The sequence below is a fragment of the Oceanobacillus kimchii X50 genome (assembly GCF_000340475.1).
Lineage (GTDB): Bacteria > Bacillota > Bacilli > Bacillales > Amphibacillaceae > Oceanobacillus > Oceanobacillus kimchii.
Genome location: NZ_CM001792.1, coordinates 1,740,450 through 1,762,720, shown reverse-complemented (window position 1 = coordinate 1,762,720; position 22,271 = coordinate 1,740,450). Strand labels below are relative to the sequence as shown.

The window sequence follows — 22,271 nt, the reverse complement described above, 5'->3', positions numbered from 1 at the left end:
TATTAATCTTGGAGGAAATAATGCATTCAAAAGATAATCAATTAGATAAAATTAGCGAATATGTAAAACAGAAATTTTCAAATGAGACTACTGGTCATGATTATTTTCATTTAGAACGAGTAGTGAAAAATGCGAATAAAATCGCTATAGAAGAGGATGCCAATCTATTTATAACCATGGCAGCTGCATGGCTTCATGATATAGCTGATCATAAATTAACCACTAATCCAAAAAAAGAATTAAATGAGCTTTTACAGTTCCTTAAACAATTAGGATTACAACATTCTCAAATTGAAGCTATAATGATGATTATCGATACTACTTCATATTCTAAAGGCGTTATACCAACTACTATAGAAGGAAAAATAGTTCAAGATGCTGATCGATTAGACGCACTCGGCGCAATTGGCATAGCTAGAGCATTTGCATATGGAGGTTCGAAACAGCGTACTATTTATGAACCAACAAAATCAACTGGTTCTACCATTCACCATTTTTACGAGAAATTACTGTTATTACAAGATTCGATGCATACAAATACAGGTAGAATGATAGCAGCAGAGCGTCATCAATACATCGAAAACTTCCTAAATCAATTCTACAAAGAATGGGAAGGGGAGTAACCTTTTACTTTTAGATACGTTTTGCACCAATATATCTCTCTTCCCAGTATGGATTGGATAACTCGGTAATAACTACGCCACTAGATGAACCTGCATGAATAAATTTTCCATCGCCAATATAAATACCTGCATGAGATGGTCCTGAGTGTGTGGTTGAAAAAAATACGATATCACCAATTGAAGGACTGTCAACAGGAGAACTAAAATTCCATATCTCGCTAACCGTTCTAGGGATTACGATATCATTACTTTCATAGACATATTGAATGAAACCACTACAATCAAAACCTCCAGGCCCGTCACCACCATAAACATAAGGGGTCCCGACTAAAGATTTAGCAGCTTTAATAACAGGCTGTTTATTTCCACTTACTTCGAGTTGTTTCGAGTAGTAGGGATCCTGACTCTTCTCTTCGGCTGACTCATTATTATTTTCAGTATTGGATGATTCATCACTCTCAATTGTTTCTACATTTGAACTTTGGGAATCTTCTTCTATAGTTGATGACTCCAAAGCAAAATAGATTTCTTGAATCTTTTCCTCTTGTTGTGTACTTACTAATGATAAGTCATAATCTTTCTCTACGCTAACTAGAGCATCATGGGTTAAAGGGCCATAAATACCATCTATTTCACCTGAATAATAATCCAGAGTAACTAACGCCTTTTGGACTTCTTTTATTTCACCTGACTTCATTCCTGGTTGAATAGAGTTTATTTTATCTTCAATTATAGAAAGAGAATCTGCTTTTTTCATTTCTTCTAATTCAGTAATACTAAGTGCATCATTAAATCCTTCATCATCTATTTGATAAGCTATTTGATCTAGAGTAATACTATATTGTTCCGTGTTCCAATTTTCACCAAACCAAATATCTTCTTTTTTTATTAATGCATTCGATGTTTCAATATGATCACCGCTTTGTACGACTTGTTCAGATATTTCTGTATCGGCTGGTAATCCAGTCATCGCAACAAATGGTTGACTAGCAACATATGTATATACAATAGAATTTTTTATTATTTGTTCTAAAGTGGTATTCAAATTTGAGAACCTCCTTTGAAAAACCTAGCTTTACTCTAATTTTATGTCCAAATCTAAGAGCTTATGTTTTACGTTTATGTAACAAAAGAGGACTAGTTTCTGTTATAATTAAATCATTTAAGAAGTAATAATCTATATTTCCAATATTGTTAGGAGAGATTACAATGCAAGGTGAACAAGCATACTTAAATTTGTGTAGACAAATATTTGAGACTGGAGAACAACGTGGAGATCGAACCAATACAGGGACACATTCTATATTCGGACATCAAATTCGATTTGATTTAAATAAGGGATTTCCTCTTCTAACGACGAAACGTGTTCCATTCCGTTTAGTTGCAAGTGAACTACTTTGGTTTATAAAAGGTGATACGAATATTCGTTATTTATTAAAACACAATAATAATATTTGGAATGAATGGGCTTTTGAAAAATGGATAAATAGTGCTGATTATCATGGTCCTGATATGACGAATTTTGGCTTACGCAGTCAAGAAGATGAGAATTTTAATAAACAATATCAAGAACAAATGGAGCTCTTTAAAACTCGTATTCTTGAAGATGAATCTTTTGCAAACAAATACGGAGACTTAGGATCTGTATACGGGAAACAATGGAGAAATTGGAAAACAACTCAGAACGATACAATAGATCAGTTAAAAGATGTGATTCATTCCATTAAAACGAATCCTAATTCAAGGAGACATATTGTTTCAGCATGGAATCCTGAAGATATTCCAACAATGGCACTACCTCCATGTCATACATTATTCCAATTTTATGTTTCAAATGGAAAGCTTTCTTGTCAGCTTTACCAAAGAAGTGCGGACGTATTTCTTGGGGTACCATTCAATATAGCTAGTTATGCTTTGCTCACTCACTTAATTGCACATGAGTGTGAATTAGAAGTAGGTGATTTCGTACATACTTTTGGAGACGCACATATATATTCTAACCATGTTGAACAAGTCAAAACGCAACTGGAAAGGGAAATCCGAGATTTCCCTCAACTAACAATCAATAAAGACAAAGAATCTATTTTTGAAATGGACTTAGATGATTTAGTGATTGAAAATTATAATCCTCATCCGAGTATTAAAGCACCGATTGCTGTATAGTAAAAAAATAGATACTAGTCAATGAATCTAAAATAGGAAGTTGAGGATATAATATGATTTCGTTATTACTTGCTATGGATCGCAATCATGTAATTGGAGTTAATAATCAATTGCCTTGGCATTTGCCAAAAGATTTACGTTTTTTTAAAGAAAAGACAACAGGTAATACTATAATTATGGGAAGAAAAACGTTCGAATCAATGGGTGGCGCATTACCAAACCGAAAAAATATTGTTTTAACCAAGCGAACGGACGTGCAGTATGAAAATGTGAAAATAATTCATCATATTGACAAAATAAAAAAGTGGAACATGGAGAATCCGAAAGAAGAATATTTTATAATCGGTGGTGCAAACTTATTTAAACAAGTTATGGATATTGCAGATCGGATGTATATCACCTTGATTGATGATTCATTTACCGGAGATACATTTTTTCCTGAATTTAATAAGGAAGACTGGATAGTATCATCTAAAATTAAAGGTGAAAAAGATGAAAAAAATCCGTATGATTACTACTTCATTCAATATGATCGAAAAGTTTAATGAATAACTTGTTTAATTATTTCTAATCGTGCTATGATATGTATAAAGTTAAAGTAGAGAGATGTATTTAATGGATTATTCTGGGTAGTATCGATTTTAATACTGAAATATAATAACAATTGATGTTATTAAAATACCTACGACGGTGGAGTGATGCTTGATGTTTAGTAATATCGGCTTTCCAGGCTTAATTTTGATTTTAATTGTAGCATTAATTGTATTTGGGCCAAATAAGTTACCTGAAATCGGACGAGCTTTTGGAACAACACTAAAAGAATTTAAAAATGCTAGTCAAGATATTATGAATGACCACAATAAAAAGAAACAATGAAATGGAGGTGTAGGGGAAATACCCTTACATCTTCTTTTATGTCGTACATAAGGAGTGCTTGTACATGTCAACACCTGAAGATCAATATACCAATAGTACGGAAAGTACAGAAAAAGAAATGAATGTAGTAGGACATTTATCCGAATTGCGTAATCGATTAATTGTTACAGCCGTAATATTTATCATACTATTTATTATAGGTTTTCTAAATGTGAAAGATATTTACTGGTTTTTCGTTAATGATATAGATCTTGAATTAACAGCAATTAGTCCAACAGAAATTATCTGGGTTTATTTCTCAATGGCAGGTTTGGTTGCCATAGTCGGGACAATTCCTGTTCTAGCTTATCAAATATGGGCTTTTATAAGTCCAGCTTTAACTTCTCGTGAGAAAAAGATATCATTATCTTATATACCAGCATTATTCTTACTATTTATTATTGGACTTATATTTGGATATCTCATTTTCATTCATCTAATATTTCCATTCTTGCTATCACTAAACGAAGACATGTTTAATATCATGTTCACGGTTGATAGATATTTTACCTTTTTAATGAAAATTACTTTACCTTTTGCATTTCTATTTGAACTACCTTTAATAGCAATGTTTTTAACAAGTTTAGGAATATTAACACCACATTTCATGAGGAAAAACCGTAAGTATGCTTATTTTGTATTGATTGTTATTGGTGTATTAATTACACCTCCAGATTTTATTTTACAAATTGTTGTTGCAGTTCCACTTATGGTTATTTATGAAATTAGTATTTATTTATCTAAAATAGTTTATAAAAAGAAACAAGAAAAGCATGAAGCATTTATGAATGAATGATAATAGTAGAGGGGGAGCACAGATGGAACAAACATTCTATCAGTTTTTAATGACCTATCGAGGTAAGTTACAAAAGGATGTTAACTCAGAACTCGCAGAATGGGCGTTTCGAGATCATAATTTCCCTAAACACTCCAATAGCTATGATGAAATTAGTGATTATTTAGAATGGAATAGCCCATTTCCAAGTGCAATAGTAGCATTCGATTCTATATGGAATGAATACGAATGGAAAAAAGCAGCTCATTAAAGAGCTGCTTTTTTATATAAAGAACATCTATTAATAATTCAAACAAACGTTTGATTAATTTTTTACTTTTTCGACAAATAGTTTGCCTGCGCATGCTGAATTTTGTATATTATGCCATTTCATGCGGTTTCCCGGGAAATGTTTCTAAATCAAGCCTACACATTCTATAGTGTAATAGCGTAATCTATAGGTAGAACATCATGATAAGGGGGATAAGAATGGTTTTTCCACCATCCGAACGACAACAACAACCTTTTGAACCTATGCACCCTCAACAAAATAGAAATCCGTTTTTAAACAATAATCAAATGAGAGGTAAAACTAATTCTAGAGGATTTGCTGGTTTATTATCCTCTTTTGGAGGCGGCAAATCAGTAGGTGGATTAGGAGCGGCATCTTCTGGTGGTTTACAAACTTTATCTAAAACCTTAGGAGGCGTCCAACAATTTTTAGGAATATTGCAATCTACAGCACCGTTAATTCAGGAATACGGTCCTATGGTTAAAAATCTTCCTAGTATGTATAAAATGATGAAAGCCTTTAAGGAGATCTCCAATGAGGAAGATGAGAATACCTCAAATAAATCATTTGAAAATACAGATTCTAATACAGAAGAGGATATAACTAAAAATATACATTTAAATCAATCTTTAGATAAAGAGACTGACGCAAATACCAATCCACCAAAGTACGTTAAAGAAAAGAAATCAGGGATATCTACTCCAAAGTTATATATATAATGCTTTGCGCTTGATTTTTTTTATTAAAAAGGGAAAAATAGGGATAAACTGATTTATTAAATATGACTGGAGGAGTTACATGTCTAAACAAACAGAAATAGCTACATTTGCAGGAGGTTGCTTCTGGTGTATGGTAGAGCCATTTGATCAACGACCAGGTGTTATAGATATTCGTTCTGGTTATACAGGAGGACATGTAGAAAATCCAACCTATGAACAAGTGTGTTCGAATACAACAGGTCATGTTGAAGCGGTACAAATTACATTTGATCCTAAAATAATGTCTTATCAAGAATTGGTAGAAACTTTTTGGCAACAAATTGACCCAACTGATGCTGGTGGCCAATTTAATGACCGTGGAGAATCATACCAGTCAGCTATCTTTTATCATACGGAAGAACAAAAAAAGATAGCTGAGGATTCTAAAAAAGCATTAGATGAGAGTAATCGCTTTAAAATGCCAATAGTGACGCCGATTCTTCCAGCTAAACCATTTTATGAAGCGGAAGAAGATCATCAAGATTATTATAAAAAACGCAGCTTCCATTACAGGATGTATAAAAAAGGATCAGGAAGACAAGATTTTATTAAAAATAATTGGCAAAATACAATTAATAAAAGTGATTTAAAAGAAAAGCTAACTCCAATTCAGTATCATGTTACACAGGAGAATGGAACAGAACGTCCATTTGACAATGAATACTGGAACAATACTCAAGAAGGAATTTATGTCGATATTATAAAAGGTAATGTTTTATTTTCATCTAAGGATCAATATGATGCTGGGTGCGGTTGGCCAAGCTTTACAAAACCAGTTGACCCTTATCAAATAGAAGATAAGGTAGATAAAACACATGGAATGGTGCGTACAGAAATTCGAAGTAAACAATCAGATTCACACTTAGGACATGTTTTTGAAGATGGACCTCAAGATAAAGGCGGTCTAAGATATTGCATGAACTCTGCAGCGATGCGTTTTATTCCAAAAGAAAAGATGGAAGAAGAAGGTTATAGTAAATATTTGTATTTATTTGATTAACGATAATAATATTATGTAAACTAGAAAGGAAGAACCTTTATGATTCACTTAAATTGGGAGAACCGACCAACTATAAAACAAATTGAATGTGTGCATGCGAATGCAAAAAAATATATTGTAGAAAACAAATTAACTCCTGGCAAACGTTATGATGTAAAAAATGAAACGGAAGAGTTTTATTTTGTGATTGATAATAGCAATCGAATGGCAGGATTTCATAAAGAATATTTTAAAGAACTATAAAACAGGGGACATGCCCCTGTTTTTTTGTATCTATGTTCCAAAAAGTTGTTTTATTAAATAGTAAACTTTCTTAGTTTTTCATGGTATACTGATGAAGATACGTAACATTTAGAATAATGAGGTGACTTTGCTATGAAGAAAATATATTTCATTCGACACTGTTCTGCAGAAGGACAACATCCTGATGCTCCTTTAACATATACCGGTTTGCAACAAGCAAAAGAGTTATCATTATTTCTTCAAAATACGAATGAATCTTTCTGTGGCATATGGTCAAGCCCTTATTTACGGGCAATTGACACAATAAAACCTTTTTCTAACCAACTAAATATAGAGATAAATATTGATGATCGTTTAAAAGAACGAGTATTATGTGCTGAGCCAACAGAAGATTGGATGGACGCATTAAAACAGTCTTTTGAAGATCCTGAATTCTATTTACCAGGTGGTGAATCTGCATCTATGCTTTTACAAAGAGCAAACGCAGTTTTGACTCCTTTAATGAATAATCCTGGATTAGATACCATTATCATCGTTAGTCATGGCAATATATTGTCTCATTTATTTCAACAATACAATAATGATTTTGGTTTCGAAGATTGGAAAACGCTTGGGAACCCAGATGTATACGTTTTGGATATTAATTCTAGTAAAGATATGAAATTAACATCTATTTATAAATAAAGGTTTGCTATTAGTATACCTAAGGTTTGCTCATAGATTTCATCGAATTGACTGATTGGAAGCGGGTTAGTTCCCTGACCTAATTCTAATGTAAAGCCAGGACGCCTGTATTCCTGGATAAACCAATCTTTATAACCAGCATAACTATCTACATATTGGATCGGGATGTATCCACTCACTCTTTCGAATTCTGTTACAACTGTTAAAGATTCAGGCGGTTCTAATCCTTCAAAACCCCAGAAAATTACTTCTCCTTGGGTATGAAGTGTATTTACTCTACTAAAATCACGTTCTCCCGTTAGTTCTGTGATAGCTATAGCTTCTGGTTCTGTAAGTGGAGCATAGCCTGGAAAATCTCTAGGTTGTGGTGAACTTAGTTTTCTTTCTGCCTCAACACCCCATAGGGCAGGATATTGATTATTTAAATCTACTCCTCGTATATTTGCTTTCCAATCGGAAAAATCAGGGTTTTGGTTATTAACTTTTAACACAGTATCTCGAAACTCTTCTGCAGCATCTGCACCTAAGATTACCAGATCTACCCCGTCAGGATTCACCATCGGAACAATGGATAGTTGCGTTTGTTGATAGAATGGCAACATCGGTAACCCGCGAATTGTTTGACCGTTCGTTAAAGCAAGCACGTAATCATTTATGAACTTCATTAATACCGGGGTTGTAATCCATTCATTTGCATGGGATGAGCCATTCATGTGCACTTGTTTAGAGCCTGACCCAATCTGTAATTCAATAATATCTTTTCCTAATACGGAATTCCCTATATTTCTTAGTTGGATAAATGGATATACTTGTTGTAACATTGTTAAATCCTGTATAAATTTCTCATACGTATATTGATCGATATCATTTATAAGTAAGTCTTGTATTCTTACTGGTACCAATATAGTTTGATTAGGTTGAAGGTCTTGTGGGTTACTATTTGGATTCACAATTTCAATACTATCTATTGGTAATTGATAACGGTTTGCAATAGACCAATAACTGTCACCTGTCTGTACATTATATTCATTTAACATATACCCCGGAATTTCCAATGATTGTCCAATCGTTAAAGATAAAATATTTTTATCAGGATTTGAAGTCTCAATAAGAATTAACGGTACTTGAAATAATTGGCTATAATACCAGGCAGTGTCTCCAGGTCGAATAGTAATTTGCATATTTAACTCCTTTCATACGGCTTTTTATATGTTATGATGCGATTGGATAATGAATGATTCATTTATTTTTAAGACATAATGAGTTATAATAGGATAATATCTGACAACATCGGCAAGAAGGAGGAGAAATTCGTTGGCTTTTATTATTACGTCACCCTGTAAAACGGAAAAAGCAGGAGAGTGCGTTGAAGTATGTCCTGTTGATTGTATAGAAGAAGGCGAAGACATGTTCTACATTGATCCGGATATTTGTATTGATTGTGGTGCATGTGAAGCTGTATGCCCTGTAGAGGCAATTTATATGGAAGACGAAGTTCCAGAAGAAGAAAATGAATATATTTCGCTAAACCGTCTATTTTTTGAAAATCGATAAATAGTAAAAAAACACCTGATTTCCATGTGGAAACAGGTGTTTTTTTGAGTAAAGAATCATTAGAAGGGAATGATATTACATAAATTCTTGAGTAAGGAGACCGAATAATGAAAGAAAAACCATTGTCATCTGCAGAACCATTATGGAGAAAAAATGTTGACCTTCCTAAATTCGATAAGTTGCAGCAATCTGTGAAAACAGATGTTTGTATAGTCGGTGGGGGGATAACAGGGATCACTACTGCCTATTTACTAGCAAAAGAGGGAGTTAAAGTAATATTGGTTGACGCAGATAATATATTAAATGGAACAACTGGACATACGACAGCAAAAATCACAGAACAACATGGATTAATTTATGATGAACTAATTAAAAACCTTGGGGAAGAAGTTGCATTAAAATATTATCAAGCTGCTAAAGAATCGAATAATTTTATAAAAAACGCGATACAACAACAAGGTATAGCCTGCGGTTATGAAGAGCAAGATGCTTATTTGTATACGAATGATTATTATTATGTAGATAAAATTGAAAATGAATTCAAAGCATATAATGTACTGGATATTAAAGCAGAACTAGTCGATAACTTACCGATTCAAATCCCAATAAAAAAAGGATTATTAATGCCTGGTCAAGCTCAATTTCATCCATTAAAATATTTACATTTCTTACTTCATGATGCAATTAATAACGGATTAGAAGTTTATGAATATACCGTCGCTATGGAAGTAGAGAGAAATAAGCACACAACAGTAATTACAAAAGGAGACCATCGAATTACTTGTAATTATGTTGTTTCTGCAAGCCACTTTCCATTTCATGATAATGAAGGATTATATTTCACACGTATGTACGCAGAGCGCTCCTATGTAATTGCTGGGAAAACCGATTCGAAAGTAAAAGGAATGTATATTAATGTCGAATCTGCTACAAGATCTGTACGATCAGCAACCATTGATAACGAGGATTATATAATAATTGCTGGTGAAAATCATCGAGCTGGACAAGGAAAATCATCGATAGCTCATTACGAAGAGTTGCAATCGTTCGCAAAAACATATTTTGATGTAAATCATATTGCTTATCGATGGTCTGCACAAGATCTTACAACTTTAGATAAACTTCCTTATATCGGTCCAATTACAGATGGGGACCCAAGTATCCTTATAGCAACAGGTTATCGAAAATGGGGCATGACAAACGGAACATTAGCCGCAAATGTATTAGCAAGTTATATATTGAAGCATGAAAATAATCAATACCGTGAATTACTATCACCAAGTAGGTTCAAGGCTGATCCAATGATCAAGAAGCTATTTACCGTAAACGCGAATACAGCGAAGGAATTTATAAAAGGGAAATTCAGTTTTACAGGTGATACAAAAGTTGACGATTTAAATCAGGATGAAGCTATGATTACACACAATAAAGGAATTAGAATTGGTGTATATAAAGATAAACAAGATAATATTTATAGCGTTGATACAACTTGTACACATTTAGGATGTGAAGTAAATTGGAATCAAGAAGATCGAACTTGGGATTGTCCGTGTCACGGTTCAAGATATAATTACACAGGAGAAGTGATTGAAGGTCCAGCAAAGCAACCTTTAAAAAATATATCAATAGATGATTAATCAATTAAAAATTATATCTATTTGAAAATCGCTGTTAAATCCTGTTAAATTTTAATCTTGTCTCACTATCTAGAGTTAACTTTGATTATGAGACAAGATTTCATTGTTTTTCGTTTACTTCCTATAATAAATATTATGTAAACTAGAAAATATATATATACTTTTTTGTTGCACAAAAAACTAACATTTAATTGCTTTACCCTTGTCATTCAAGTCTTTAAGCTGACGTCCATCTTCTTTAAAACCAATTCCATACTTGTTTGTATATTTTGCTCTTGCTGTACCGTATGTACGATTCTTATAGTAATTTTCATCAAATATTACTTTTTCTATTTTTTAACAAGCTCTCTTATCGTTCTGATCAATTGCCGTTTTAAAGATAAAATTATATGTCTCATTCTCAGATTCTTTTGCTTCCCTACTTGACCAACACCTATAATGTATATTCCTATACTTCTTAATAACTGACTTTCTTCTTAAGCAATCTTGCACATTTCAGCAGCACGTTTATTCAATTACCGCGTCCTATTCTTGAACACCCTAAGGGCTACTAGCTGGTATTGTTAGATAACACCTTAAAATCTCTATATATCCCTAATATTTAACTGTATTTTATCTGATTTAATTGTTCTTAATATGTTATCGAGGTTTGTTATCTGAAATGGAAAGCGTGCACCCGATAAATTATGCTTGAGTAAAATATTGCTAAGCGCAGCTGTTATCATAGCCGTAGTATAGTAGTCTGAAGGTGTAACTAACTGCAAAAGTTTTGAATGTTTAACGTTATTACTTTTCCCTTTAATTTCGACAGTTAAATAGGCATTTTCGCTTTTTCGAGGGTTATGTTTAACGAACTTACTCAAGGTATGTTTGTATTGAGCTTGAGTAATAAAATTTATGAAGCCAGTTTTATTGAAAAGTGATATGGCTTTATTAAATATCGGCTGATCCCATGCTGTCCAATATCTCAAATTATTTATTTTTAGATTTTCTTTCAAGTGCTTCTGTTCAGCATGATGAATTAACCTCACATTACTTTGCTTGTCTTTTTTATAAAACTGCATACGTTTTTTAAAAGAAAAACCTTTAATTATTTGATTGTTCAAATCTACAGGGCCGGATACGATAGACAACATATCAACGATGCCCGTAACACCTACCTTTGCATTTGTGCTCTGCAAAAATCCTAAATTTACTTCTTCCACTTCTTGAAAACCTCTTATCCCCTCTTTTATCATTAATCCTGATAACCCCGGCAAAAAACCTGACATTACTATTGATGCAACTTGATTATTTTCACACTTACTATTTAACATTAGAACCATATCAACGAACGGTTGATATGGAGTTACATCGATACACATAATTTGTTTTTCTATGCACTTTTCTTGTACCATTGGGTGTTTTTGTTCAATGGCTACAATAACTAAATCTAAATTTACTATCGTTTTATGTATTTCTTCTTCATTATTAATATCTAGTTTCTTAAAAAAAGTGTATTTGTGCTTCAAAGAAGAAGCAAATAACTCACCTCGGGTTTCTTTATAGTCTGTAACGATTAGTTCAAATGGTTTATCAAATATCCTTATAATTTCTTTACAAATTAGTTGACCTAACGAGCCAGAAGCACCTACAACCATAATCTTCACCATAAGCTTATACCTGCTTTCGAGAAAAATACTATTACTTTAGTTTATTATACTATATTGAACAATATTGTTAGTATTATTGTGACATTGCTCATTTCTTATTGTGTAGCAAAATTATAAAAGTGCTACTCACCAATTGGCAAGTAGCACACTATTTTAATATGCCCATCCTCCTCTTATTTTTATTTACACTACAGGATAATTAAACGCATATTCTGGATAGCAATAAAACGGTGGACGCATTCCAATTACAGGTAAATAAAATGAAGTATCAAGATATTTTACAGATACTGTTTCTTCTGAATAAGGTTCCAGAAGCCAATAAACTTCTTTTGAAAATGTATATTTCATAAAAAAACCCCTTTTAAGAATTTGTAGACTGCCCCCCGTCCACATGAAGTACCTGGCCAGTTACATAACTGGAATCATTAGAAGCGAGATAAACAAAAGTAGGAGCCAATTCAAATGGTTGTGCGGCACGCTGCATGGGATTATTTGAACCAAATATAGCTACATTATCAGTAGAAAAACTGGATGGAATTAACGGAGTCCAGACTGGTCCAGGGGCAACTGCATTCACTCTTATTCCTTTTTTTACAACATTTAATGCCAATGATCTGGTCCAACCAACAATCGCTCCTTTGGTTGCAGTGTAATCAATAAGATCTGTCTGACCAGAGTATGTTACAACGGATGCTGTACCAATAATTGAGCTCCCTGGTTCTAAATAAGGTATCGCCGCCTTTGTTGTGTAAAAGTGCGAAAAGAAATTCACATGGAATGTGCGTTCAAATTGTTCATCAGATATTTCTTCTAATTCATTTTGTTGAAACTGGATACCCGCATTGTTAACGACTATATCAATCCCACGAAATCGTTCCACTGTTTGTTCAACAATTCCTTTTGCATGCTGTTTGTCTTCCAAATCTCCTGGCAACAATAAACATGCTTGCCCCAACTGCTCAATTCGTTTTTTTGTTCTTTCTGCATCATTATGTTCATCTAAATAGGATATTGCTATATCTGCACCTTCTTTAGCAAAAGCAATGGCAGTAGCAGCCCCAATTCCGCTATCACCTCCTGTTATGAGCGCTACTTTTCCTTTAAGCTTTTCACTACCTTTATAATTTGGATTTTCTATTATTGGTAAAGGAACCATTAATTCCTCTACTCCAGGCTGTCGTAATTGTCTTTGTTCAGGATTAGATAATGGTACTTCTTCAAATTGAGTAATTTTTCCATAATGTGGATATTGCGGATAAGGTACATTGCGAAGATGATCCAAAAATTCTTGTTGTAAGTCGACTATATTTTTTTCGGGATTACTTTCAGGCATAATTAACCTCCTTTAAATAAAGCGGTTATTTAATATATGCGAACCATTCCTTGTACTATTCACTTACCTATATTCATGTACACTGATAGATAAATAAACCTTGATTATCTAAAAGATAATATATAGTATTTTTGGTGAATCAGTTTTCTTCTTCACTCTTTAATAGCAATCTTATGTATTTTAATTCTTTTGAAAAAATTATTCTAACTTAAATTCATACCCCTTATAATTAAATACATTCTTAAGTCCAATACTTTCAGCAACTGCAATCGAAGGCTTGTTAGATTCCATACAATCCCAATACGGAATCAGATGTTTATCCATACATTCTTCTACAAAAGTTAATGCTACCCTTTGAGCTAGCTTATTACCTCGATGTTCTTCGAGCGTTTCAATATCCATACAATGAATCTTATTAGCTACAAAACCAGAGAAGCAGACACTTACAATTTCATTTTTATAAATAATACAATAACCAATACCGTTACGTAAAAACTTCTCAGGAGAAGACCAAAATTCTAGTATTTTCGAAAGAAAAAAATCCATGTTTTCTATTGAACGAGGACTATTGTTATAGAGCTTTTCACTAATCTTTACAATGCTATATCCTTGTGCAATAGGTTGTATATAGTTGTCCTTGTAATCTTTTTTTTGCAATGAATAAACTCTCTGATTCCAGCTTCCAATATTACGATTTTCAAAGACTCTTTTAATCGTTTCATCCCATTTATTATGATTTCCAATAGCTTCAAACCAATTTAAGCCTACCTTTAGTGCTTCTCGCATAATTACTGTATCAATGAATTGGTTTAAGTTGGAATTAAATTCTTTGTTGCTCTCATTCCCTATAAAGATAAAACCATCATTATTACCTAACCAAATAATTCCTGAAGTGGGAGAATGAATATGATCTACGAAAATGCGACCAGGATTGACTTTTTCAACAACTGCTTTTGCTTCTATTTGTCCGTGATCATTTAAAAGCGCTTTACATCTATAAAATTCTGAACTATTTAATTCTGTAATCATTAATTATTTGCTCCCCTTTTTAACTACAGTTGTGTTCCCACAGTAAATATCACTACCACGTTAATCTATTAATTTTCTTTTTTCATAATCTCTTTGGCAATCACTTCACATTTTTTTATTGCCCATTTGTAATGCTGGGAAGTATTTGCTGCAAAATAAGCATAGAGATTCCCTGTTTTCGTCCACTTATAATATTTCTTTGTCATTATTTCTTCGTCCGAATGCGACTCAATTAATTTCATCACTCTGTCATGACTTAGTTTTAACTTTTTTATCGCATGATTTATTGTTACATCCTGATAGCTATCTCGAATTCGTATATTTAATTGGCTAATATCTCTCCATTTATATCCAGGAGCAGGAATTGAAGGCACATCACTATGCATTCCTTCTCTATACCACCGCTCAAGCATCGCATGCCATTCGTATAAATGTATTAAGACGTCGCGGAAATTCTTATCTCTTTCTTCCGTTTCAATAGAGATTTTTCTTTTTCTGTAAGGTACTGACTCAATTATGTCAAATAACTTCTTAAAATTTTCCTCGCTATCTTTTAACAGAGCTTCTTTTTGGCTATTTGCAGACATAAATAATATCCCTTCCTATATTATTCTTGAACTATAGTTATATCCTTTGCATTTGCTTGTTCTGGGTAAGATGTCATAATATTTCCGTCTAATTTTACTTTTACATAATCACCAAGTTCGAGTTCTTCGTTACCATCATAATTTAGAACAATTAAAGAGTTATTATCATCTAATAACTGTTGGATTGATTTATCTTGATATTCTTTATATTCTTCCTGCGTGATACCGTCCAAAAAATAAATATCATTGTCTTCTATCCCAACAATATAACCCGTTAGATTACTAGAGCATCCGATTAATAATATTATGCAGAAAAATACGGTTAAAAAACTGATTTTCCTTGTCATAGCACTCTTTTCCTCCCTATACCATAAAAAACAGAACAAACGTTCACCACCCTGAAAAATGGCACTTTGTCGCAATTTTCCATCTAATCTAACAGTTTTGATACAATTAAAATTAGTATGGTAATAATAATTGGCAGTATTAAAAATAAAAATATAGAAGAAAAAATAGTAAGTGTACTTAAAGTAAAATACAGAAAAGCTCTACCCATAATGTACCAAAGAACCGCTAAAACAATGATAAATACAGTAATATCTATTATACGTTGTTTTGTCATTACTTCTATATCCCGATCCCCTAACTTATATTTTACTCATTCATTCTAAATGAAGTCACTTCTATAATTGGCGCTTGTCTTCCTGCGCTTTTAAATTCGAATATATCACAAAAATAGGTTAGCTCATTGTTTGATGTATACGTTCCTTTAACCGCTGCTTCTTTTCCATGTGTAATGACGGATTCTATGTACATTTCTTCTATATCTTTATGTCGCTCAATCAGCCAAACATTTATGATCTCCGCTCCTTCTATGAAAGTATTGTGAATTTCTTTCCATGTAATTGAAGGAGATACGAATTGATTAAGATTACTAGATCGACTTTCTAATATGTTGGCATAAAATTGAACGAGTGATTCTTTTCGTGGTGCTTTATTACATCCTCTTGGAAAATGCAATACACTCTCATCCCTTAACACTATTTTCTCTAACATTTGATTAACTCACCTCATATACATACCAATCTTGTGTCCAGCTAAGTGGTAATTCCTTAGTGATACTTCAAGTTTATTTACATACGGACCATAAATACTATTGTGTTATTCCTTATAATTTCTTTTTAAAAGCCCCATGAAATTGATATCATGCCAGGCCCCATCTCGATAAAGCTGCTCCTTCAATTTTCCTTCTTCCGCAAATCCTAAATTTTTATATAATTTTATTGCTCGATCATTGAAAGAAAAAACTCGAAGATATACTTTATGCAAATTTAATTCATTAAAAGCAAAATCCAATAAAAGCTTGAAAGATTCACGACCAAATCCATCTCCCCAGTAATCTTTATCTCCTATATCAATGATACATTCTGCGTTACGGTTTCCATAATCTATGTTAATCAGCGATGTGACACCAATTGTTTTACCAGTTTTAACTTCTTCAATCATGTATCCTTTAGAATTATGAGATTCAGTTATGCTATTGACGAATTTTTCAGTATCATCATAACTGAAAACATCTAAAGATGGATTGGTAAACTGCATGACCTCTATATCATTTCTCCACTTATGATAGATAGAGACATCTTCATTGGACAATTTTCTTAATCGAATTCTTTTCCCGTAAAATAACATTATAAGTAGCCCCCTATCAGTATCTACATAACTTATATATAATGTTAAAAAATTAATCAATCGATGGCATATCAATTGTCCTTTTCATACCATATTCTAATTCTTTAATCGCTCACCTTTTTTAGTTGACATAATATAGTTACGGTAAATTATTTGCCTAATGGTAATATCGACCTTTCATCCCGATAATTTGAATACATTTCACCATATTTTTCTACTTTGGTACAACGATCATCTTCACAACTAAATATATGAGTCTGTTTATCCGTTAACACAGATATATCATAATGATAAGGAAATACTCCTCCCTTATTACGGTCTACTGAAGTTTTAATACTAATAATTTGTTCACTTTCACTGACATCTCTATAATCGTTCGAATTTATTGCTTTTACTACCATTTCTCCAAGTATTGTTTCATCTTCTTCATTTGCTACATACCATTGATCTATTAATAACCATTTTCCTAAAAAATAAATGTTTATACAAACACTAACAATAAGTAAAGTGATAAATATCTTCTTTTTCAATAGTTGGATACTCCTCATATTTTACTTGTACAACCAAATAACATACTTGCCTTAGAAAGCGCTATCTTAAACGGATAGTTCCATAATTAGTTCTCCCTCCGGATCTGTCTCCCCTGTAAGCACAAACCCATACTTCTCGTACAATTGTTTTGCAACATAATTTGTAGATATGATACTTAACTTTATCGTTCTTACTTGATAGGTAGTTTTTATATAATCCAAGACTAACGGTATATATAGATGTGCATATCCTTTTCCTTGATGTGCTGCAGCAATCATAAATCGATCAAACCATGCGCTTTGCTTTTCCTTGGAGTGAAATCCTACCATTGCATACCCTATAGGTGTATCATCATCATACAATCCCAGAGAAATCGTATATTGTTCGATAAAGCTTTCTGCTATACAATATGGTACACTCTCCACTAAATGTTGTTGATGAGATCCAACTGATAACGTCGCAATCTCTCGCCAGTTTTCTTTTGTTACCTCTTCAATATGTACATTCATCGTAAAATAACTTCCTTAATTTTTTAATTTTTTCAATATATCCATTATAATAATAATATCATGGTTCACCAATATTTTTTAAAGTTTATTAATACGGGTATAGACTTTTATACTAAACAATAGGAGAATTGCATGCAAAATAAAACGATAATTGTAACCGGCGCAAACGCTGGGATGGGATTAGCAACGACGATAGAACTTGCAAAAGAAGGTATTCATGTAATTATGGCATGTAGAGATACCAAGCGTGGTAACGAAGCAAAAGAAAGAGCAATGGCGGAAAGCAACTCAACGAATATCTCATTATATCAATGTGATTTAGGTTCTATGGAAAGTATTTATAATTTTGCAGATCAAATAAAAGAAAACTTTTATTTGATTGATGGGCTAATCAATAATGCAGGTGTTGTTTCGCTTAAACATACCAGAACAGAAGATGGTTTTGAATCAATGATTGGTGTTAATCATCTCGGCCATTTCTTGCTTACCTATCTTCTCTTAGATGTGTTAAAAAAATCGGATCAAGCTCGAATTATTAATGTTGCTTCTGGAGCCTATAAAGCGGGAACCCTAGATTATAATGATATGCATTTTAAAAATCGTTCATTTAACGTAATTAAAGGTTATGGACAGTCTAAATTATGTAATATACTCTTCACACTTGAGTTAAATAAACACTTAGAAGGTACGAACGTATCTACGTTTGCCCTACATCCAGGTGCGGTTTCAACAAGCCTTGGTGTAGACAGACGAACTGGGTTTGGTGAAAAAGTACACAGCCTACTCCGTCCCTTCTTTCTTACATCAGAAGAAGGCGCAGAAACCGCTATTTATTTAGCAACCGAGTCTAAAATTGATCACCTTTCTGGTAGATACTTTTACAAAAAGAAATTACAGCCTACAAAATATAAAAAAGTGAATGAAAATGAAGCTAAAAAATTATGGAATTGGAGCATAAAAGAGCTCGGACTGAATTAGAAAGCTATAGAAGAAGTTAGTCCATAAAACAAATAGAGCTATCTCAAAGTGAGATAGCTCTATTTTGATTATTTCATATTTAACGTTCTCGCGTTAATCGCTACAATAATCGTACTTAACGACATGAGTACCGCCCCAATAGCAGGATCTAATACAACACCCCACGGGGCTAATATACCAGCAGCTAATGGAATTGCAATAATATTGTATCCTGCTGCCCACCAAAGATTTTGTATCATTTTACGGTAAGTTAACCGAGACAACTCGATGATTGAAACAACATCATCGGGATGACTATTGACCAATACGACATCCGCACTTTCCATAGCTACATCTGTTCCTGCCCCAACTGCTACACCTAAATCTGCATTTGCTAATGCAGGAGCATCGTTGATTCCATCACCGGTCATTGCAATTCGTTTATTTTCATTTTTTAATTGTTTTATTTTATCTGCCTTTTCATCTGGCAATACTTGTGCTATAACTTCGTCTATACCAATTTCTTCTGCTACACTATGAGCCACTTTTTGGTTATCCCCTGTAAGCATTTGTACATGGATACCAAGTTCATGTAAACGAGCTACCGCTTCTTTGGAAGAGTCTTTTACCTGATCCGCCAACGCAAGCATACCGATTAACGAATCATTTTTCACTATAAAAATGACTGTTTTTCCCGCTTCAGATAACTCTTGAAACTTTTGATTATCAAAAGGTATGTTTTCCTTCTTCATATAACCAGGGCTAACTGCCAGAATCGATTCATTGTTTAATACCGCTTTTATTCCCGTACCTGTAATAGAATCAAATTCATCAGGAGATTGAAAATCGATATTCCTATTTTTCGCTTTATTCAAAATCCCTGTTGCAATAGGATGTTCAGACTGCGATTCTACCGAAGCTGCTATTCGCAACAAATCTTCTTCAGATTGTTTGCCTTCCGTAATGATATCCGTTACACCAAACTCCCCTTTAGTTAATGTTCCTGTTTTATCAAAAACAACTGTATCAATATTTCTAGCATCTTCAAATCCAATTCTATTTCGGATAAACAAACCTTTGTTAGCAGATAACACAGTTGATCGAGCTACGACTAATGGAATTGCTAACCCTAGTGCGTGTGGACATGAAATGACTAATACCGTAACCATTCTCGTAGTTGCTTCTGCAAGTCCATATCCTAACGCAAGCCAAATGATAAATGTAAGTATACCGGCAATAACAGCGACATAAAATAGCAATTTTGCTGCTCTATCGGATAACATTTGCGTTTTCGATTTGCTTTCTTGCGCTTCTTTTACTAATTGAATAACTTGAGACAGATAACCTTCTTCATTTGTTTTGGAAACTTCCACAGTTAGCGAACCTGATGTATTAATGGATCCTCCAATTACTTCATCTTTGACAGATTTCTCTACTGGTATAGATTCCCCAGTTAACATTGACTCATCTATGGAAGACTTTCCTTTAATAATCACAGCATCTGCTGGAACTTTCTCTCCTGGTTTAATTAAAAGGTGGTCTCCAGTTTGTAATTGAGAAACAGAAATAACTTTTGTATTACCTTCTGCATCAATTTTGTTTGCTTCCTGTGGCATTAAGTCTGCAAGCGCCTCTAATGACTCGGATGCTTTATTAATGGATTTCATTTCAATCCAGTGTCCAAGAAGCATAATCACAATTAATGTTGCAAGCTCCCAGAATAAGTCATTACCCTCGACACCAAATACAGTGGCTACACTATAAATATACGCAACTGAAATAGCAAAGCCAATTAATGTCATCATACCAGGTGATTTTTGTTTTAACTCATTGAATAGTCCAATTAAAAATGGCCATCCACCGTAGAAAAAGATAACCGTTGCAAGAATGAATTCTACCCAATGATCTCCATAAAACGATAATGTATATCCAAAAAACATTTGAATCATATCAGATAAAATGATGACTGGAATCGCTAAAATTAAAGAAATAAAAAATCGTCTCTTAAAATCTGCAATCATATGTTCATGGTGACTATCATGACTATGGGAGCTATGATTATTATATTCATTTGTACTGTGTTGATGGTTATGTTCATGATTCATGTTTATCCCTCCTCACTTCATAATATACCCTGTAAGGGTATTTGATAAACAAAACAAAAAATCTCTTCCTCCGTTTATATTTAGAAGAAAAGATTTTTATATACATTACTTATTTAATTGTTCCTGAACCTCATCACGGAATGTTTCTTCTGTAAGTAATTTCACTTGAAAGTTACTTATCTGCTCACTTAATAGCTCAAATTCTTCTGAATTTAAATCATTCGAAAAGAAGGCCATCTCCATTTGATTTCCTTTGTTATCTGTAGCATACATAGACATTGTCAAGACAAATGCTGTTGAACCACCTTTAAAACCAACATGTTCTGCGACAGTTTGATATACAGGATTATTCATCATTTGTTCCATTACGGGATCTAAATAGGAGTGAACTTGTTCTGAATAATAATCTTTACCATTTAGTTTTTTCATAATCTGAGTATAGTCGTTCGTAGATGCTTTTGGTAATCTATCTGACCAAACTCGTTGAATATCCATGGTTAAAACTTCTAAACCGTCCATTTTTTCTTGATCAGTAAGAGGAGTCTTTTGCCACTCATCAAATATCCTTCTCGATGTATTTCGGTATGCTTCATCACTCATATTTCGTAATGATTCAACTAAATCCTCTTCTTCGACACCTTCATTTAATAAATGGTGTCCAATCCACAATGTACTCGTAAATGGATACAGTGGTTCGTGGTGGGTTAAATTCAATTCATTAACTCGATTATTAATGGCATCTAGACCTAATTTTTCAATAAGATAGTCTGTATTTGCATTCGAACTATATCCAATCATTCCTTTAGCAATTTCTTCTAATGAAACAGATTCCGTGCTATTTTCAAATTGATCCAACCAAGCTTCATGAGCACCACCATCGGTATATGGAAGATAATATTTATTCAATTCTTCTAAAGCAATTTCTTCTCTCGGATCAATTAGAGATTCCGCTGCTTGATTGGCATATTCTATCGCAACGATAATTTTTGCAGTACTTGCTAGAGGCAAAGCTTTATTTGAATTAATATCTACTACATTCTGGTCATTCCAATGCATTGAAAAAGCTACATTCTCACTTCTCTTATTATCTTGAATGAACTTGATAATCGGATCATTTTCCCCACCATTATCTTTCTTATCCTCTTCTTTAGACTGTTGCGTACTTTCTTTTGAACAACCGATTAACCAAAGCAACAGTAATAAACTAAAAATCTTAAATGTACGTCCCATCC

At 33.2% G+C, this 22,271-nt stretch carries 28 protein-coding genes; 13 read left to right on the top strand and 15 right to left on the bottom strand.

Annotated elements, in window-relative coordinates:
* Window positions 1–20 precede the first annotated feature (20 nt).
* Window positions 21–623, top strand: a complete 603-nt coding sequence (locus C794_RS09280) for an HD domain-containing protein (RefSeq protein ID WP_017796860.1) — start codon at window positions 21–23, stop codon at window positions 621–623.
* Between the two features lie 10 nt (window positions 624–633).
* Here C794_RS09280 and C794_RS09275 read toward each other — a convergent pair whose 3' ends face one another.
* Window positions 634–1,668, bottom strand: coding sequence for a C40 family peptidase (locus C794_RS09275; protein WP_017796859.1), 1,035 nt, complete (start codon window positions 1,666–1,668; stop codon window positions 634–636).
* 164 nt (window positions 1,669–1,832) lie between these two features.
* Between C794_RS09275 and C794_RS09270 the strand changes: the two genes are divergently transcribed.
* From C794_RS09270 to C794_RS09230, 9 genes are all read left to right on the top strand, one after another.
* Entirely contained in the window at window positions 1,833–2,786 is a 954-nt protein-coding gene (locus C794_RS09270) for a thymidylate synthase (RefSeq protein WP_017796858.1), read from the top strand.
* Between the two features lie 53 nt (window positions 2,787–2,839).
* A complete protein-coding gene (locus tag C794_RS09265) occupies window positions 2,840–3,331 on the top strand; it encodes a dihydrofolate reductase (RefSeq protein ID WP_017796857.1) in 492 nt (163 codons plus the stop codon).
* A gap of 160 nt (window positions 3,332–3,491) precedes the next feature.
* Window positions 3,492–3,662 carry a twin-arginine translocase TatA/TatE family subunit gene (locus C794_RS09260; protein WP_017796856.1) on the top strand — a complete coding sequence of 57 codons (171 nt, stop codon included), beginning with the start codon at window positions 3,492–3,494 and terminating at the stop codon, window positions 3,660–3,662.
* 64 nt (window positions 3,663–3,726) lie between these two features.
* Entirely contained in the window at window positions 3,727–4,497 is a 771-nt protein-coding gene (tatC, locus tag C794_RS09255) for a twin-arginine translocase subunit TatC (protein ID WP_017796855.1), read from the top strand.
* Between the two features lie 22 nt (window positions 4,498–4,519).
* On the top strand, window positions 4,520–4,747 hold the full coding sequence (locus C794_RS09250; protein WP_017796854.1) for a YozE family protein: 228 nt from the start codon (window positions 4,520–4,522) through the stop codon (window positions 4,745–4,747).
* A gap of 218 nt (window positions 4,748–4,965) precedes the next feature.
* The gene (gene vrrA, locus C794_RS09245; protein WP_017796853.1) at window positions 4,966–5,487 is read left to right on the top strand and encodes a VrrA/YqfQ family protein; all 522 of its coding nucleotides are present in this window, start codon (window positions 4,966–4,968) and stop codon (window positions 5,485–5,487) included.
* A 79-nt stretch (window positions 5,488–5,566) separates the two neighbouring features.
* The gene (gene msrA / locus C794_RS09240) at window positions 5,567–6,526 is read left to right on the top strand and encodes a peptide-methionine (S)-S-oxide reductase MsrA (protein ID WP_017796852.1); all 960 of its coding nucleotides are present in this window, start codon (window positions 5,567–5,569) and stop codon (window positions 6,524–6,526) included.
* A gap of 39 nt (window positions 6,527–6,565) precedes the next feature.
* On the top strand, window positions 6,566–6,769 hold the full coding sequence (locus C794_RS09235; RefSeq protein WP_017796851.1) for a DUF6501 family protein: 204 nt from the start codon (window positions 6,566–6,568) through the stop codon (window positions 6,767–6,769).
* A gap of 132 nt (window positions 6,770–6,901) precedes the next feature.
* Complete coding sequence (locus C794_RS09230; protein ID WP_017796850.1) at window positions 6,902–7,453, top strand: histidine phosphatase family protein; 552 nt, start codon at window positions 6,902–6,904, stop codon at window positions 7,451–7,453.
* Here C794_RS09230 and C794_RS09225 read toward each other — a convergent pair.
* Complete coding sequence (locus C794_RS09225) at window positions 7,444–8,634, bottom strand: M14 family metallopeptidase (RefSeq protein ID WP_017796849.1); 1,191 nt, start codon at window positions 8,632–8,634, stop codon at window positions 7,444–7,446. The two genes, C794_RS09230 and C794_RS09225, sit on opposite strands and share 10 nt — an antisense overlap.
* A 133-nt stretch (window positions 8,635–8,767) precedes the next feature.
* On the opposite strand from C794_RS09225, the gene C794_RS09220 reads away from it, so the two are divergent.
* Together C794_RS09220 and C794_RS09215 are read left to right on the top strand one after the other, a co-directional pair.
* Window positions 8,768–9,007 (top strand): 4Fe-4S dicluster domain-containing protein, encoded by a 240-nt coding sequence (locus C794_RS09220; protein ID WP_017796848.1) that lies wholly within the window; start codon window positions 8,768–8,770, stop codon window positions 9,005–9,007.
* Between the two features lie 107 nt (window positions 9,008–9,114).
* Window positions 9,115–10,644, top strand: coding sequence for an FAD-dependent oxidoreductase (locus C794_RS09215; RefSeq protein WP_017796847.1), 1,530 nt, complete (start codon window positions 9,115–9,117; stop codon window positions 10,642–10,644).
* A gap of 584 nt (window positions 10,645–11,228) precedes the next feature.
* On the opposite strand, the gene C794_RS09210 is transcribed toward C794_RS09215, so the two are convergent.
* The 11 genes from C794_RS09210 to C794_RS09165 all read right to left on the bottom strand — a co-directional run bounded on the left by C794_RS09210 (window position 11,229) and on the right by C794_RS09165 (window position 17,977).
* Window positions 11,229–12,296 carry a saccharopine dehydrogenase NADP-binding domain-containing protein gene (locus tag C794_RS09210; RefSeq protein ID WP_017796846.1) on the bottom strand — a complete coding sequence of 356 codons (1,068 nt, stop codon included), beginning with the start codon at window positions 12,294–12,296 and terminating at the stop codon, window positions 11,229–11,231.
* A gap of 183 nt (window positions 12,297–12,479) precedes the next feature.
* The gene (locus C794_RS20835; protein WP_017796845.1) at window positions 12,480–12,644 is read right to left on the bottom strand and encodes a hypothetical protein; all 165 of its coding nucleotides are present in this window, start codon (window positions 12,642–12,644) and stop codon (window positions 12,480–12,482) included.
* Window positions 12,645–12,657: 13 nt separating this feature from the next.
* Window positions 12,658–13,629, bottom strand: a complete 972-nt coding sequence (locus C794_RS09200; protein WP_017796844.1) for an SDR family oxidoreductase — start codon at window positions 13,627–13,629, stop codon at window positions 12,658–12,660.
* A gap of 198 nt (window positions 13,630–13,827) precedes the next feature.
* The gene (locus C794_RS09195) at window positions 13,828–14,658 is read right to left on the bottom strand and encodes a GNAT family N-acetyltransferase (RefSeq protein ID WP_017796843.1); all 831 of its coding nucleotides are present in this window, start codon (window positions 14,656–14,658) and stop codon (window positions 13,828–13,830) included.
* 68 nt (window positions 14,659–14,726) lie between these two features.
* On the bottom strand, window positions 14,727–15,245 hold the full coding sequence (locus tag C794_RS09190) for a ClbS/DfsB family four-helix bundle protein (RefSeq protein ID WP_017796842.1): 519 nt from the start codon (window positions 15,243–15,245) through the stop codon (window positions 14,727–14,729).
* A gap of 20 nt (window positions 15,246–15,265) precedes the next feature.
* On the bottom strand, window positions 15,266–15,592 hold the full coding sequence (locus C794_RS09185; RefSeq protein WP_017796841.1) for a DUF3221 domain-containing protein: 327 nt from the start codon (window positions 15,590–15,592) through the stop codon (window positions 15,266–15,268).
* A gap of 83 nt (window positions 15,593–15,675) precedes the next feature.
* Window positions 15,676–15,867 (bottom strand): hypothetical protein, encoded by a 192-nt coding sequence (locus C794_RS20695; RefSeq protein WP_139136328.1) that lies wholly within the window; start codon window positions 15,865–15,867, stop codon window positions 15,676–15,678.
* Window positions 15,868–15,899: 32 nt separating this feature from the next.
* Window positions 15,900–16,301, bottom strand: coding sequence for a hypothetical protein (locus tag C794_RS09180; RefSeq protein WP_017796840.1), 402 nt, complete (start codon window positions 16,299–16,301; stop codon window positions 15,900–15,902).
* A gap of 105 nt (window positions 16,302–16,406) precedes the next feature.
* The gene (locus C794_RS09175; RefSeq protein WP_017796839.1) at window positions 16,407–16,937 is read right to left on the bottom strand and encodes a GNAT family N-acetyltransferase; all 531 of its coding nucleotides are present in this window, start codon (window positions 16,935–16,937) and stop codon (window positions 16,407–16,409) included.
* A 149-nt stretch (window positions 16,938–17,086) separates the two neighbouring features.
* A complete protein-coding gene (locus C794_RS09170) occupies window positions 17,087–17,467 on the bottom strand; it encodes a hypothetical protein (protein ID WP_017796838.1) in 381 nt (126 codons plus the stop codon).
* A 66-nt stretch (window positions 17,468–17,533) separates the two neighbouring features.
* On the bottom strand, window positions 17,534–17,977 hold the full coding sequence (locus tag C794_RS09165) for a GNAT family N-acetyltransferase (RefSeq protein ID WP_017796837.1): 444 nt from the start codon (window positions 17,975–17,977) through the stop codon (window positions 17,534–17,536).
* 132 nt (window positions 17,978–18,109) lie between these two features.
* Between C794_RS09165 and C794_RS09160 the strand changes: the two genes are divergently transcribed.
* Entirely contained in the window at window positions 18,110–18,955 is an 846-nt protein-coding gene (locus tag C794_RS09160) for an SDR family oxidoreductase (protein ID WP_017796836.1), read from the top strand.
* A gap of 68 nt (window positions 18,956–19,023) precedes the next feature.
* Here C794_RS09160 and C794_RS09155 read toward each other — a convergent pair whose 3' ends face one another.
* Window positions 19,024–21,039 carry a copper-translocating P-type ATPase gene (locus C794_RS09155; protein ID WP_017796835.1) on the bottom strand — a complete coding sequence of 672 codons (2,016 nt, stop codon included), beginning with the start codon at window positions 21,037–21,039 and terminating at the stop codon, window positions 19,024–19,026.
* Between the two features lie 105 nt (window positions 21,040–21,144).
* Complete coding sequence (locus C794_RS09150; protein WP_017796834.1) at window positions 21,145–22,269, bottom strand: serine hydrolase; 1,125 nt, start codon at window positions 22,267–22,269, stop codon at window positions 21,145–21,147.
* Window positions 22,270–22,271: the final 2 nt, after the last annotated feature.